The organism is Arthrobacter sp. Y3225209 (assembly GCF_059090685.1).
The window spans coordinates 24971-38238 of the sequence record NZ_JBNHFW010000008.1 but is presented as its reverse complement, the minus strand read 5'-3'; the positions used below and the strand labels follow the sequence as shown (position 1 = coordinate 38238).

Sequence of the window (13268 nt, the reverse complement as noted above, 5' to 3'; positions counted from 1 at the left end):
CTTATGACCAGCCCCCACAGCCTGCACGCCGACGCCGTTTCCGCCCTGGTACGCGGCCTGCCCACCCCCATTGTCCTGGAGCCGATCCCGCACACCGGTGCCGGGGTGCCGGCGGCGCACACCGCTGCTGCCGTCACCGCCTCCTTCGTCGGTTCCGAGTCCGCGGACCTGGCCCTGATCCTGGACAGCTCCTCACCGCTGGCCGACGTTGCCGGCACCGATTCCCCGCTGGTTTCCGCGGCGGACGTGCTGCGCCCCTCGCTGGAAGCCGCCAGCGCCACGCTCGGCGTCGGTGTCCTGGGCGAGGCCCGCACCGAAGACGCCGCCGCCTTGTTCGCGGACCCGGCTACCGCCGTCTTCGAGCTGCGCTCCCCGGACGGCACCGCCGGCTGGTTCGCCATCCGGCTGCGGGACAGCAGTGCCGCCGGGGCCACCCCGGACAGCTCGATCGTGGGAAAAATGGGGCGCATCAACAACATTGAGATGGCCCTGACCGTGGAAATCGGCCACACGCGGATGTCGGTCCGCGACGTCCTGAACCTGGAACCCGGCCGCGTGGTGGAACTGGACCGCTCCGCCGGAGCACCCGCCGACATTCTTTTGAACGGACGCCTCATCGCCAACGGCGAGGTAGTGGTCATTGACCAGGACTATGCGGTGCGCATTACCAAGATCCTGGACGTGGTTGAGGGGCTCAATTAGTGGAAACCCTCTTTCTGGGACTCCGTGTCCTGGTTTCCCTGGGCGCCGTGCTCGGGCTGCTGTGGTGGCTCCAGCGGCGGTTCGCCCGCACCAACGGTTCGGCGGCCAGCCAGCCGGAAGTCCGGGTGATCAGCCGGCAGCCGATCACGCCGAAGGCTTCCGTGGTGGTGCTGGAAACCGGCGGCCAGCGTTTCCTCCTGGGCGTGACCGAAGGGTCCGTGAACGTGCTGCACACTGCGGATGCCCCTGAACCCGCACCGGACACCGCTGCCGCGCCCGACGCCGGTTTCGCGGCGTCGCTGAAGGCCGCAGGAGCGGACGGCATCAGCCGTGATCCGTACGCACCCGTACCGGCAGGGCACACCGCGGACACCCGCCGCGCGGCCCGTGGTGCGCATGCGCTGCCCGGGGTTACTCCCGGAAAATCCCCGCTGAGCGGTTCCATCCTCTCGCCGGATACCTGGCGCCAGACAGGTGCCGTCCTGCGCAGCCGCGGACGCAAAGGGTGAGCACCGCCGCCCCGGCGCGCACGGCTCCGTTCCTGCGTGCCCTGACCCTTGCCGCGGCACTGCTCTTCGCCGTCGCCGCCCTGCTCCTGCTCGGGGCCGCTGCCGGTCACGCCAATACCCTGGACCCCGCGCCGCCGGTGGCGCCGGAGGACCCGACAGCCCCCGCCGAACCGAACGACGGCGGACTGAGCATCGACATCAACGGCCAGGACGGCGGACCTTCCACGGCCGTCACCACACTGATCGGCATCACGCTGCTCTCCGTGGCGCCGTCACTGCTGCTGATGCTCAGCTCCTTCACCAAGATCTTCGTGGTGCTGGCGATGACGCGCAACGCGCTCTCGCTGCCCTCCATCCCGCCGAACCAGGTGCTCGCCGGGCTGGCCCTGTTCCTTTCCCTGTTCATCATGGCGCCGGTGATCAGTGAGATTAACTCCATCGCGGTGCAGCCCTACCTCAACGGCGAGATCAACTTCGACTCCGCCCTGGACACCGGCTCCGGGCCGCTGCAGCAGTTTATGCTCGCCCACACCCGGGAAGAGGACATTGCGCTGATGACCCGGGCTGCGGGACAGGAGAACCCGGAGAACCCGGAGTCGGTGCCGCTGACCACGCTGATACCGGCGTTTATGATCTCGGAACTGCGTGCGGCGTTCATTATCGGCTTCGTCATTTTCATTCCCTTCCTGGTCATTGACCTGGTGGTGGCCGCGGCCCTGATGTCCATGGGCATGATGATGCTTCCGCCCGTGATGATCTCGCTTCCCTTCAAGATCCTCCTGTTTGTCCTGGTGGACGGCTGGGGCCTGATCATTACCTCGCTGATCAACAGTTATCAGGGCGGCACCTGATGGATACGAATGCCGTCCTGGACATCGCCCTGCAGGGGCTGTGGGTTGCCGCGAAACTCTCGGCGCCGGTGCTGATCACGGCACTGGTGGTGGGTTTCGCCATTTCGCTGCTGCAGTCCATTACCCAGATCCAGGAAGTGACGCTTTCCTTTGTGCCCAAGGCCGTGGCCGTGGGAATCGCCCTGCTGGTGTGCGGGCACTGGATGATTTCGGAAATAGTGTCCTTCACCCACGAAATGTTCGCCAGGATTCCGTCCCTGCTCGGCGGCAGCTAAGTGAATATCACCCTTGACCAGAACTGGATCGAGGCGTTCCTGCTGGCGTCGGTACGGATGGTCGCCTTCCTGGTGATCGCCCCGCCGTTTTCCTACAACGCCTTTCCCGCCCGGGTGAAGGCCATGCTCGGCCTCGGCCTTGCCCTCGCGGTGGCGCCGCAGGTCAGCCAGGGCTACAGCGCACTGGGCACCGGCGCGTTTTTTATGGCCCTGGTGCTGGAACTGCTGGTCGGGGCGCTGCTTGGCTTCCTGGTGCTGGTGGTCTTTTCCGCGGTCCAGTCCGCCGGCAACCTGATCGATACGTTCGGCGGCTTCCAGCTGGCCCAGGCCTTCGATCCGCAGTCCATGGTCAACGGCGCCCAGTTCACCCGCGTCTTCCAGATCACCGCCCTGGCACTGCTCTTCGCTTCAGACGGCTACCAGCTCATCATCGGCGGTCTGCTGCGCAGCTTCACCGCGCTGCCGCTGACCGGGGGAGTGGACCTGAGCGAACCGGCGGCAGCAATGGTCACCGCCGTTTCGCAGATGTTCCTGGCCGCGGTGCAGATTGCCGGCCCGCTGCTGGTGGTCCTGTTCCTGGCCGACGCCGGGCTGGGCCTGCTCACCCGCGTCGCCCCGGCGCTGAACGCCTTCGCCCTCGGCTTCCCGCTCAAGATTTTACTGACGCTGACCCTTGCCTCGATGGTGTTCCTGGCCCTGCCCCGGATTGTCTCCTCGCTGGTCTCCACCATTGTGCGCGCCGTGACGGGGGTGGAGTAGATGCCGGAACCGGACTCAGGGGAACGGACAGAGCAGGCCACCCAAAAACGGATGAAGGATGTCCGTTCCAAGGGCCAGCTCTCCCGCTCCGATGACCTCACCGCCTGGGTGGGGGTGGGCGCCACGGCGATGATGATGCCGCTGACCATTTCCCGCGGCTCCTCTGCCGGCGGGGAAATGCTCGACGGCGTATCCACCATTACCGCCAACCCGGACCCGGAACTGGCCCTGGCCATCATGACCGAGGGGCTGGGCGCCATGGGCTACATCCTGGGGCCGATGCTGGGGGTGGTGGCCGCCGTTGTGCTGCTGACCGCTGCGGTGCAGGGCGGTATCCACGTGAAGAAATTCAAGGGCAAGTTCGAGCAGTTTGACCTGGTCAAGGGGCTCAAACGTGTCTTTGGCACGCAGGCCCTGTGGAACGGTGTGAAATCACTGCTGAAAACCGCCGTTGTGGGACTGGTGCTCTACGCCGTAATCCAGCAGCTGATGCCGGTCCTGATGTCTGCCGGCGGCCTGCCGGTTGCTGCGGTGCTGGAAGCGGCGGGCGGCGGCACCGCCCTGCTGCTGCAGACAGCCGTAGCCGCCGGCCTGGTGCTGGCTGCGGCGGACATTTTTGTGGTGATGAAGCGCAACCGGAAGAAAACCCGGATGACCAAAAAGGAAGTCAAGGATGAAAACAAGAACTCCGAAGGTGATCCGCTGATCAAATCGCAGCGGCGTTCCCGTCAGCTGGCGATGAGCCGGAACCGGATGATCGCCGCCGTGGCGGATGCCGACGTCGTGCTGGTTAACCCCACGCACGTGGCGGTCGCCCTCAAATACGAGCCGGGCAAATCGGCGCCCCGGGTCGTGGCCAAGGGCGCGGACAACATTGCCGCACGCATCCGCGAGGAAGCCGAAAAGCAGCGCGTTCCCATGGTCCAGGACATTCCCCTGGCCCGCGCACTGCACAGCGCCTGTGAACTCAATGCCGAAATCCCCGTGGAACTCTACAACGCCGTGGCCCGCGTGCTGGCGTTCGTGATGTCCCTGAAGCGGCGCGGCGCCGCGTACGGGATGCACGCCATGGCGGCAGCCCCGCCCGAACCAGTGACCACCCCACAACACCGTAAGGCCGCGTCATGAACCGCAACCGCAACCTCCTGAAACTCGCCGTCCCGGTGGGTGTCGTTGGCATTATCCTGCTGCTGGTGGTGCCTGTGCCCGCCGGGCTGCTGGATATCCTCATCATCATCAACATCCTGCTGGCCCTGGTGATCCTGCTGACCACCATGTTTGTCCGCAAGCCGCTGGACTTCTCGGTCTTCCCGTCCCTGCTGCTGGTCGCCACCCTGTTCCGGCTGGGCCTGAACGTGGCCTCCACCCGGCTGGTGCTGGGGGAGGGGTACGCCGGGCAGGTGATCGAGGCGTTCGGCCACGTTGCCGTGGGCGGCTCCCTGGTCATCGGCGCGGTGATCTTCCTGATCCTGGTGGTCATCCAGTTTGTGGTGGTCACCAAGGGCGCCGAGCGCGTGGCGGAAGTCGGGGCGCGGTTCACCCTCGACGCCATGCCGGGCAAGCAGATGGCCATTGACGCGGACCTGAACGCCGGACTGATTACCGATACCCAGGCCCGGGAACGCCGCGCGGAGGTCTCTGCCGAAGCTGACTTCTACGGTGCCATGGACGGCGCCTCGAAGTTCGTGAAGGGCGATGCCATCGCCGGACTGATCATTATCATCATCAACGTCATCGGCGGCATTGCCATCGGTATGCTCCAGCGCGGTATGTCCGCCGGGGAAGCGGTGAATACCTACAGCCTGCTGACCATCGGCGACGGCCTGGTCACCCAGATCCCCGCCCTGCTGATGGCTGTCTCCACCGGTATGATCGTCACCCGCTCCAACGCCGAAGCGGACATGGGTTCCACTGCAGGCGCGCAGCTGGGGCAGTCCCGCAACGCGCTGATGATCGCCGGCGGCGCCGCCATCGTCATGGCGCTGATTCCGGGGATGCCAAAGATCCCGTTCATCGTCATCGGCGCACTGCTGATCCTGGTGGCCCAGCGGATCAAGGTCCGTGAGGGAACCGAGCAGGCGGAGAAGGACGCGGCGCAGGCCGCCCTGGACTTACCTGCCACCTCGGAAACCACCGAGGACCTGATTGAGCAGATGCGGGTGCATGCCCTGGAAATCATGCTTGCCCCGGACCTGGTGGATATTGTCACCGGCGGATCCGATGACCTGCTGGCCCGCGTCCGGGCGCTGCGCCGCAAGATCGCCATGGACCTGGGCATTGTGGTGCCGCCGGTCCGCACCCGGGACAGCGTGGACCTTCCGCTGTCCACCTATGTCATCCGGATTGCCGGTGTGGAGGCCGGGCGCGGCGAGGCGCCGGCGGGCCGGATCCTGGCTCTGGGCGACGCCCTGGAGGGGCTGCCCGGAACCGCCACCGTTGAACCGGTGTTTGGCCTGGCCGGGAAATGGGTACCGGCGGAAATGCAGCATGCTGCAGAGATGTCCGGCGCCACGGTGATTGACCGGGTTTCGGTGCTGGTGACGCATCTGTCCGCCGTCATCACCGCCAACGCCGCACGGCTGCTAACCCGTGAAGACGTACGGGTGCTGACCGAAGGCGTTAAGCAGGTCAACCCCTCCGCGGTGGAGGAACTGGTGCCCAACGTGCTTTCGCTGGCCGAGGTGCAGCGGGTCCTGCAGGGACTGCTGGCCGAGCAGATCCCGATCAATGACCTGCCGCGCATCTACGAGTCGCTGCTGCTGCGGGCCAAGGTCTCACCCGATCCCGAGGGCCTGATCGAGACAGCCCGGACCGCCCTGGGACCGGCCCTGGCCGCCCAGTACGTTGCCGACGGCGTCCTGCGCGTGATCATGATCGACCCGGCACTGGAGCAGTCCATGCTCGAGGCGCTGCGTCCCTCGGACCAGGGCAGCCAGATCCTGCTGGACCCGGCACGGATCGATGCGGTGCTCGGCTCGCTGAAAACCGCCGTCGCGGGAGCGGAGAATGCCGGCTACAACGCCGTACTGGTCTGCGCACCCGCCCTGCGCCCGGCCATCCGGCGGCTGGTGACATCCCAGACCGGCGGACTGCCTGTCCTGTCCTATCAGGAAGCCACTGCAGGTAATGTCAATATCGAGACTGTAGGGGTGGTACGTGGAACCGAGACGATTTCAGCTTGAAGGGCCGTCGCTGGACGCGCTGAAGGCCAAGGTGCTGGCCGAACACGGCCCGCGCGCAAGGATTATCGCTGCCGAGAAAGTGACGGTAGGCGGGATAGGCGGCTTCCTGTCCCGGCATCACTATGAAGTGACGGTGGAACTGCCTCCCAGCGGCCGCCGCCGCGCTCCGGTGGAACCGGACCTCCCCAGCCGGGCCTCCGCGGCACGGGCCGGCATTTCGGCACTGCTCGAAGAGGCCGAACGGGCGGAGTCCACGCTGCATCCCGCTGCGCCTGCCGCGCCGGCCGGACCCGCCGCTCCGGCGGTCTCCACCGGTTCCTTCGCGTTCGCTGAGTTGATCGACAACATCTCCGCCAGCACCGGCACACCCGCCGCACAGGCGCCCCCGGCACCGGCTGCGCCGGGAGTCGCGAAGGCGGACGCCGCCCGGCTGTATCCGCCGCCGCTGAACCAGGGCAGGATCAACCAGGGCCTGGAGCCGGAACGCCGCGCCATCCCGCAGGCACCCGCCCCGCTCGGCAACGCCGGTGATCTGGTCATGGTGGTGGGGCTGGGGGATGAGCCGCTGGAAGTCTGCCGGTCCATGGCCGAACTCGCGGGCAGCGGTGCTGCCGCGGTCAGGGTTGCCGGTGCGCTGGAGACCGAGGGTGTGGGCCGCGCAGCAGACCGCCGGGCTGTGGCCACGGCCCGTGCCGCCGGCGTGATGGCCGGGCACAGCATCTATCTTGCCTACGGGCTGGGCCGGTCCGGCACCGAAATGGGCCGGCACACCACCCTGATCGCAGCACTGGCGGCAGACCAGGTGTGGGTAGCCGTGGACGCCGGCCGCAAGCCCGAGGATACGGCCGCCTGGGTGGGGGCGGTGCGCAACGCCGTCCCGGTGGACGCCGCGGCGGTTGAAGGCATCGACACCACCGGAACACCTCAGTCAGTGAACGCGCTGAACCTGCCGATCGGCTGGCTCGACGGCGAGCCTTCACCCTCACCGGTGCTGTAGCTGCCCGCCCGCGCACCCATGGTGCCGCGGCCCCGCCTGCAGCTTCCCGGCAGGGGTCTCCGGTTGCGATAGAGTGGGCGGATGCTGGTGCTAACACGCAGGTCCGGAGAGCAGATCCTGATAGGGGATGACATTGTCATTACCGTCCTGGATTCACGCGGTGACGGCGTACGCATCGGCATCGACGCGCCGCGCGGGGTCAAGATCCAGCGTCACGAGGTAGTCCGTGCCGTGGAAGAAGCCAACGTGGCTGCCGCAGAGGCACTCCCGGACGCCGAAGAGCGCATCAAGGCGCTGCTGGCCGGCCGTATTGCGCCGCCCGAAAGCCAGTAACCCCCAGAGCAGATCTTCCGAAAACGACGCCCCGAGGTATCCCCCGGGGCGTCGTTGTTTTCTTAGCACCAAAACAGAAACCCCCGTTGTTCCTTGGGGAGAACATCGGGGGTTTCCGGTCAACTGCCCGGGGACGGCCGGGCATATCAAGGGACCGGCGGCTAGGAGATACCTCGCTGTGCGCGTTTGGCACCCAGCCACGGGAACCGGCTGCCGGCGGAACCCCGCCGGGCAGACGTTGCAGAGTCCCGCCGTACACTCAGGCCGGGGGACGGGTTGTGAGGGGAGAGCCCGAAATACTCGGGCAGCACGCGGCGTTCATGCGCACTGCAGCGGACGCCGGGGTATTGGAAGCTGCGGATAATCCAGCGGCCGCGGTCCTCGAGCCAGTTCGGCACCATGCGGCGGTTGCATTCCGCGCAGATGGGAGCCTGGTAGTTGTCCCGCTGGACCTGCGTATAGCGGCGGGCGGTGTGGCCCAACGGCGCGGTTTCCATGCGTGTCTCCTCGATTCTCCGGCGGTTGCTGCCGGTCTGGCTCCACCACTGAGATTAGGTGCGGCGGCACCGGAAACCATCAACTCGGGCTCAAGGACATCCGAATTTTTCCGCAGGATTACCGCAAGACCGTATCCGGGCCCGGCAGGGACCCGGCGGACTGCTGCCGGGACGCAAAAAGCCCCCGGCGCGAAGGCGCCGGGGGCTTTGCTGTTGCTGCTGAGCCTCCTGCCAGAATCGAACTGGCGACCTTCTCATTACGAGTGAGACGCTCTACCAACTGAGCTAAGGAGGCGGGCTTCATCAGTCCGTTGCCGGCCAGAATCCACAAGGAACTACTTTATACGTACGGGCGGGTGCGGTCAAAATGAGCCGGGCGCTCAGCAGACGGTGTTCTCCGCCGGCAGGGTCCCGTCCACAAAGTAATCGTCCACTATGTTGTCAATGCAGTCGCTGCCGCGGCCGTAGGCGGTGTGGCCCTCGCCTTCAAGGGTCACCAGCACGGCGGACTCCATCTGCGCGGCAAGGGCCTCGGCCCACTCGTACGGGGTGGCGGGATCTCCGGTGGTGCCGATGACAAGCACCTCATCCGCCCCGGATGCCTTGATGGGATGCGGCTCATTCACGGGTGCGTAGGGCCAGGCCTCGCAGGTGATGCCGCCGTAGGCCAGGTATTTGCCCAGGGTGGGGGAAGCGGCTTCCAGTTCCTTCGCGTCCGCGGCCATCTGCGCGTCGTCGGAGACCATCGGATAGTCCAGGCAGTTAATGGCGTTGAAAACCACAAAGCTGTTGGACGCGTACGTGCCGTCATCGGTGCGGTCGGCGCTGATATCAGCGAGCCGGAGCATATAGGTCGGATCGCCCTCGGTCAGGACCTGCTCAAGCGCCTGCGACAGCGCGGGCCAGTTCGCGTCGTCGTACAAGGGAGTGATGAAGCCGGAGACAAAGGTGGAGACGGTCACGGTCCGTCCGTCCGCCGCAGTCAGCGGGCTTTCCTCCACTGACGCGAACAGGGCCTGGATGGTTTCCACGGCCTCGTCGACGCTGCCTTCAAGCGGGCAATTGCTGCCGGAGAGGCAGTCCTCAACGTAGGCGCGGATGGCCTTTTCAAAGGCAGCGGCCTGGCCGAGCGTGACGTCCTCGTTGCTGGCCGCGGGGTCCAGTGCGCCGTCGAGCACCAGGCGGCCCACGTTGTTCGGGAACAGTTCTGCGTAGGTGGCGCCCAGGAAGGTGCCATAGGAGAAACCGAGGTAGTTCAGCTTCCGGTCCCCGACGACGGCGCGGAGGATGTCCATGTCGCGTGCGGCGCTGGTGGTATCCACAAAGCCGAGCAGTTCGCCGGACTCTGCGGCGCAGGCGTCGGCGAACTCCTTGGCGCTGAGCCGCGCCTCGGCCAGCCCTTCAGGGGTACTTGGGTCCACGTATTCGGCGCGGGCTTCATCCAGTTCTTCATCGCTGAGGCACTCCACGGGGGTGGATCGGCCGACTCCGCGGGGGTCGAAGCCCAGGATGTTGAAGTTTTCGCGCAGCCGGTCGCTGGTGACGTTCTCCACGTACTCGCTGACCACGGAGTACCCGGAGCCGCCGGGGCCGCCGGGATTGAGCAGTACGGTGCCCCGGGCTTCCTTGTCCGCTTCCGCCATTACCACGGCAAGTTCCACGGTTCCGGCGCCGGGGTCGGCATAATCCAGGGGCGCATCCACGGTGGCGCAGCGGAGGCTTCCCTCGCAGTCCGTCCAGGTGACCTCCTGGCTGTAGAACTCCATCAGGTCCTCGGGCACGGTGCCGATGACATCCGCAGCCGCGGTGGTGGCCGTGTCGCTGCTGCCGGTTTCCTCCCCATTGGGCTCGGTGCCGGCGGTGCAGGCAGTGGCTGTGGCCAGAAGTACCACCGAGGCGGCGGCGGCAGCCAGCCGCGGGAAACGGCGGCGTGCGGTGGCGGTGGTCATGTCATGCTCCTGGCGGGGTAGGTCAGCGCTCATGGCGGATTTGGTCATTACAACAGGCTCAGCGTCATGGCTTCGATGGCCAGCAGCGGGGCCACGTTGGTGGTCACCAGCCGGCGGCGCACCGTGTTGATCTCTTCCATGCGCATCAGCGTTTGTTCCGGTGAACCATAGGCGGCAAACTCGTCCAGTTCGCGGCGCAGGGATTCGTTAACCAGCGGTCCGCCGCTGCCGAGCTGGATCATCAGCACATCGCGGTAGAAGGACAGCAGATCCGTCAGGGCGCGGTCAAAATAGTCGTTCTTGGACCGCTTGGCCCGGCGCACCTGATCCTCCTCCAGCCGCTTGAGCTGGCTGCGCAGCGCCGGCGGCAGCGTGCCCCCGGCAGGCGCCCCGAGGGACGCCAGCAGCGCCTCCTTCTCGGCAGCGTCCCGCTGTTCAAAGGAGCTGGTTGCCTCCGCTTCTGCCAGCGCCACCAGATCAGCGGCAGCCTTCATGGCCCCGGAGACATTCCGCAGCATCAACGGCAGCCGGACAATACTCTCCCGCCGGGTGCGGGCCCCTTCGTCGGTAGCCAGCCGCTTGGCCACACCGATATGGCTCTGGGCAGCGCGGGCAGCACTGAGCGCCACATCCGGATCGATGCCGTCACGGCGGATCAGCAGCTCGGCCACATCCTCCACCGGCGGCAGACGCAGGCCCACCGGGCGGCAGCGGGACCGGATGGTCACCAGGACATCGCCGGGGCTGGGGGCGCAGAGCAGCCAGATGGTCCGCGGCGGGGGCTCTTCGATGGCTTTAAGCAGCACGTTGGTGCTGCGTTCCTGCATGCGGTCCGCATCTTCGACAATGATGACCCGCCAGCGCCCGGTGGACGGCTTGTCCTGTGCCTTGCGAACCAGTTCGCGGGCCTCATCGATGCTGATGGTGACCTTTTCCGTGGTCACGGACGTCACGTCTGCGTGGGAGCCTGCCAGCACGGTCCGGCAGGCCTTGCACTCCCCGCAGCCACGCAGGGCGGGATCTTCCTGGTCACAGACCAGGGCGGCAGCGAAGGCACGGGCGGCGTTGGAGCGGCCGGAGCCGGGCGGGCCGGTGAACAGCCAGGCGTGGTTGGGGCGGGCTTCCGCGGCCCCGCGGCGCAGCTGCTCCACCACGGGATCCTGTCCCTGCAGGTCCTCCCAGACACTCACGGCAGCAGGGTTTCCACGCGCTGCAGGATGGTCCGGGCCAGTTCCTCCACGGGACGGCCGGCGTCGAGGACCAGGTACCGGCCGGGGTCCGCCTGCGCGGTTTCCAGGAAGGCACGGCGGATCTGCAGATGGAAGGTATCCGGTTCCGATTCCAGCCGGTCTTCAGCGGCCTGACCTGCGGTCCTGCGGTCCCGTCCGCGTTCAGGGTCGACGTCGAGCAGCACCGTCAGGTCCGGTTCCAGGCCTTCGGTGGCCCACTCGTTCAAGCCGCGCACCGTATCGGTGCCCAGGCCGCGGCCCGCTCCCTGATAGGCAACGGAGCTGTCTATGTAGCGGTCGCAGACCACTACGGTTCCGGCAGTGAGCGCCGGTCGGATCACCTGCCGGACATGTGCGGCCCGGGATGCGGCGAAGATCAGGGCTTCGGTGCGCGCATCAATTTCGCCGTTGCCGTGTTCCAGCACAAGTGCGCGAAGCGACTCACCCACGGGGGTGCCGCCGGGCTCACGGGTGCGCAGGACCGAATGCCCGCGATCCTGCAGGGCGGCAGCCAGACGCTGTGCCTGCGTGGACTTGCCGGCACCGTCTCCGCCCTCCATGGCAATAAACAGGCCGCGGGGTTCGGGGGGAATAGAAGTGCTCACCCGCCTAGCCTACCTAGTGAGTCTGGGAAGGCTGAGCCGGGGCGGCCGCGGGCAGCAGGAGGCCCGGGGTGCGGCAAAGCGTCGAGGCGGAGCCGTGCGTGTGAAGGGCCACGACACCCGGATAGCGTTTCCCCGGCACGGCTCCCGGCGGCAGCTTCATTGAGCCGGCGCGTAACACGCAGTCCCGGCGGAGCCGGCCGGCGGTTTAGGCTGGCAACCATGAGCCACACTTTTGCCGACGGGCCTGCACCGGAGCTTTCTCCCGAGACCCTGGTTGTCTCGGCCGGACGTCCCCCGCGTGAACATGACGCCCCGGTGAATCCGCCGATTGTCCTGACCTCCACTTTCTTCGGCACCGGCGCGCCGGTACCGGGGGAGCGGGGCTACGGTCGGTACTCGAACCCCACGTGGGATCCGTTCGAGGAAGCGCTTGCCGGCCTGGAAGGCGCCGAACAACCGGCCCTGGTCTTTTCCTCCGGCCTGGCCGCCGTGATGGCCGCCCTGTCCCTGGTGCCTCCGGGGGGAGTTGTGGTGATGCCGCGGCACAGCTATCAGGGCTCGCTGCTGCTCGCGGCGGGCGAGGCGGAGAACGGCCGCTTCAGCGTACGCACCGTGGATATCGCGGACACCCGTGAGGTGATAGCGCAGCTCGACGGCGCGTCCCTGCTCTGGCTGGAGAGCCCCACCAACCCGATGCTGGAGGTGGCGGAAATCGCGGTGCTGGCTGATGCCGCCCACGCCGCCGGGGCGCTGGTGGTTGTGGACAACACCTTCGCTACCCCGCTGGTCACCCAACCCCTGTCCCTCGGCGCCGACGTCGTGGTGCACTCGGTGACCAAGTACCTGGCCGGGCACTCCGACGTCGTACTCGGAGCCACGGTGACCTCCGACCCGGACCTGCTGGCCCGCCTGTTGCGCTACCGTTCGCTGCACGGCGCCGTCGCCGGACCGTTCGAGGTGTGGCTGGCACTGCGCGGCCTGCGAACCCTTGCCCTGCGGATTGAGCGCTCGCAGGCCACAGCCATGGAACTGGCACGGCGGCTGCAGATACTGCCGCAGGTGGAACGGGTGCGCTACCCGGGGCTGCCGGATGACCCGGGGCATTCCCGCGCTGCCGCCCAGATGAGCGGGTTCGGCTCCATTCTGTGTATTGAGGTTGCCGGCGGCGCGGCAGCCGCGGAGAAAGTCACCGAAGCCGTGAACCTGTGGCTGCCCGCCACCTCGCTGGGCGGCGTGGAGTCCCTGATTGAGCGGCGTCGGCGGCAGCCCGGTGAACCGCATACCGTTCCGGAGGGGCTGCTGCGGCTGTCCACTGGAATAGAAAACCTCGAAGACCTCTGGAAAGACCTCGAGCAGGCACTTACACGGTAGGCTAGCGCT

General features: G+C 67.0%; 14 protein-coding genes and 1 tRNA gene. 10 read left to right on the top strand and 5 right to left on the bottom strand.

Going from position 1 to position 13268, the window contains the following annotated elements:
- Nucleotides 1-3: 3 nt before the first annotated feature.
- From fliN to csrA, 9 genes are all read left to right on the top strand, one after another.
- Complete coding sequence (gene fliN / locus AC5RVB_RS06530; RefSeq protein ID WP_227929411.1) at nt 4-702, top strand: flagellar motor switch protein FliN; 699 nt, start codon at nt 4-6, stop codon at nt 700-702.
- Nucleotides 702-1211 carry a flagellar biosynthetic protein FliO gene (gene fliO, locus AC5RVB_RS06525; protein ID WP_227929412.1) on the top strand — a complete coding sequence of 170 codons (510 nt, stop codon included), beginning with the start codon at nt 702-704 and terminating at the stop codon, nt 1209-1211. Before fliN ends, fliO begins: the two co-directional genes overlap by 1 nt.
- Entirely contained in the window at nt 1208-2062 is an 855-nt protein-coding gene (fliP, locus tag AC5RVB_RS06520; RefSeq protein WP_494142261.1) for a flagellar type III secretion system pore protein FliP, read from the top strand. The genes fliO and fliP overlap by 4 nt, the downstream gene beginning before the upstream one ends.
- The gene (gene fliQ, locus AC5RVB_RS06515) at nt 2062-2337 is read left to right on the top strand and encodes a flagellar biosynthesis protein FliQ (RefSeq protein WP_227905168.1); all 276 of its coding nucleotides are present in this window, start codon (nt 2062-2064) and stop codon (nt 2335-2337) included. Before fliP ends, fliQ begins: the two co-directional genes overlap by 1 nt.
- Nucleotides 2338-3096 carry a flagellar biosynthetic protein FliR gene (locus tag AC5RVB_RS06510; RefSeq protein WP_227905170.1) on the top strand — a complete coding sequence of 253 codons (759 nt, stop codon included), beginning with the start codon at nt 2338-2340 and terminating at the stop codon, nt 3094-3096.
- Nucleotides 3097-4224 carry an EscU/YscU/HrcU family type III secretion system export apparatus switch protein gene (locus AC5RVB_RS06505; protein ID WP_494142260.1) on the top strand — a complete coding sequence of 376 codons (1128 nt, stop codon included), beginning with the start codon at nt 3097-3099 and terminating at the stop codon, nt 4222-4224. It abuts the gene before it with no gap.
- Entirely contained in the window at nt 4221-6278 is a 2058-nt protein-coding gene (locus tag AC5RVB_RS06500) for a flagellar biosynthesis protein FlhA (protein ID WP_494142259.1), read from the top strand. The genes AC5RVB_RS06505 and AC5RVB_RS06500 overlap by 4 nt, the downstream gene beginning before the upstream one ends.
- Entirely contained in the window at nt 6253-7275 is a 1023-nt protein-coding gene (locus tag AC5RVB_RS06495; protein ID WP_494142258.1) for a hypothetical protein, read from the top strand. The genes AC5RVB_RS06500 and AC5RVB_RS06495 overlap by 26 nt, the downstream gene beginning before the upstream one ends.
- Before the next feature lie 81 nt (nt 7276-7356).
- A complete protein-coding gene (gene csrA, locus AC5RVB_RS06490) occupies nt 7357-7608 on the top strand; it encodes a carbon storage regulator CsrA (RefSeq protein WP_227929417.1) in 252 nt (83 codons plus the stop codon).
- A gap of 161 nt (nt 7609-7769) precedes the next feature.
- Here the strand turns inward: csrA and AC5RVB_RS06485 are convergent, their stop codons facing one another.
- From AC5RVB_RS06485 to tmk, 5 genes are all read right to left on the bottom strand, one after another.
- Entirely contained in the window at nt 7770-8105 is a 336-nt protein-coding gene (locus tag AC5RVB_RS06485; RefSeq protein WP_227929418.1) for a hypothetical protein, read from the bottom strand.
- Nucleotides 8106-8327: 222 nt separating this feature from the next.
- A tRNA-Thr gene (locus tag AC5RVB_RS06480) sits at nt 8328-8400 on the bottom strand.
- An 85-nt stretch (nt 8401-8485) separates the two neighbouring features.
- Nucleotides 8486-10102 (bottom strand): alpha/beta hydrolase, encoded by a 1617-nt coding sequence (locus AC5RVB_RS06475; protein WP_494142257.1) that lies wholly within the window; start codon nt 10100-10102, stop codon nt 8486-8488.
- Nucleotides 10102-11244: a DNA polymerase III subunit delta' gene (locus tag AC5RVB_RS06470; RefSeq protein ID WP_494142256.1), complete on the bottom strand. Its 1143-nt coding sequence runs from the start codon at nt 11242-11244 to the stop codon at nt 10102-10104. The genes AC5RVB_RS06475 and AC5RVB_RS06470 overlap by 1 nt, the downstream gene beginning before the upstream one ends.
- Nucleotides 11241-11843, bottom strand: coding sequence for a dTMP kinase (tmk, locus tag AC5RVB_RS06465; protein ID WP_231716152.1), 603 nt, complete (start codon nt 11841-11843; stop codon nt 11241-11243). Before tmk ends, AC5RVB_RS06470 begins: the two co-directional genes overlap by 4 nt.
- A gap of 264 nt (nt 11844-12107) precedes the next feature.
- On the opposite strand from tmk, the gene AC5RVB_RS06460 reads away from it, so the two are divergent.
- Nucleotides 12108-13259 (top strand): trans-sulfuration enzyme family protein, encoded by a 1152-nt coding sequence (locus AC5RVB_RS06460; RefSeq protein WP_494142255.1) that lies wholly within the window; start codon nt 12108-12110, stop codon nt 13257-13259.
- Nucleotides 13260-13268: the final 9 nt, after the last annotated feature.

Coding starts and splice junctions, on each gene's coding strand:
- AC5RVB_RS06505 (WP_494142260.1), top strand. CDS start 3,097: ATGCCGGAACCGGACTCAGGGGAACGGACAGAGCAGGCCACCCAAAAA.
- AC5RVB_RS06460 (WP_494142255.1), top strand. CDS start 12,108: ATGAGCCACACTTTTGCCGACGGGCCTGCACCGGAGCTTTCTCCCGAG.
- AC5RVB_RS06475 (WP_494142257.1), bottom strand. CDS start 10,102: ATGACCAAATCCGCCATGAGCGCTGACCTACCCCGCCAGGAGCATGAC.
- csrA (WP_227929417.1), top strand. CDS start 7,357: ATGCTGGTGCTAACACGCAGGTCCGGAGAGCAGATCCTGATAGGGGAT.
- AC5RVB_RS06485 (WP_227929418.1), bottom strand. CDS start 8,105: ATGGAAACCGCGCCGTTGGGCCACACCGCCCGCCGCTATACGCAGGTC.
- fliN (WP_227929411.1), top strand. CDS start 4: ATGACCAGCCCCCACAGCCTGCACGCCGACGCCGTTTCCGCCCTGGTA.
- fliQ (WP_227905168.1), top strand. CDS start 2,062: ATGGATACGAATGCCGTCCTGGACATCGCCCTGCAGGGGCTGTGGGTT.
- tmk (WP_231716152.1), bottom strand. CDS start 11,843: ATGGAGGGCGGAGACGGTGCCGGCAAGTCCACGCAGGCACAGCGTCTG.
- AC5RVB_RS06500 (WP_494142259.1), top strand. CDS start 4,221: ATGAACCGCAACCGCAACCTCCTGAAACTCGCCGTCCCGGTGGGTGTC.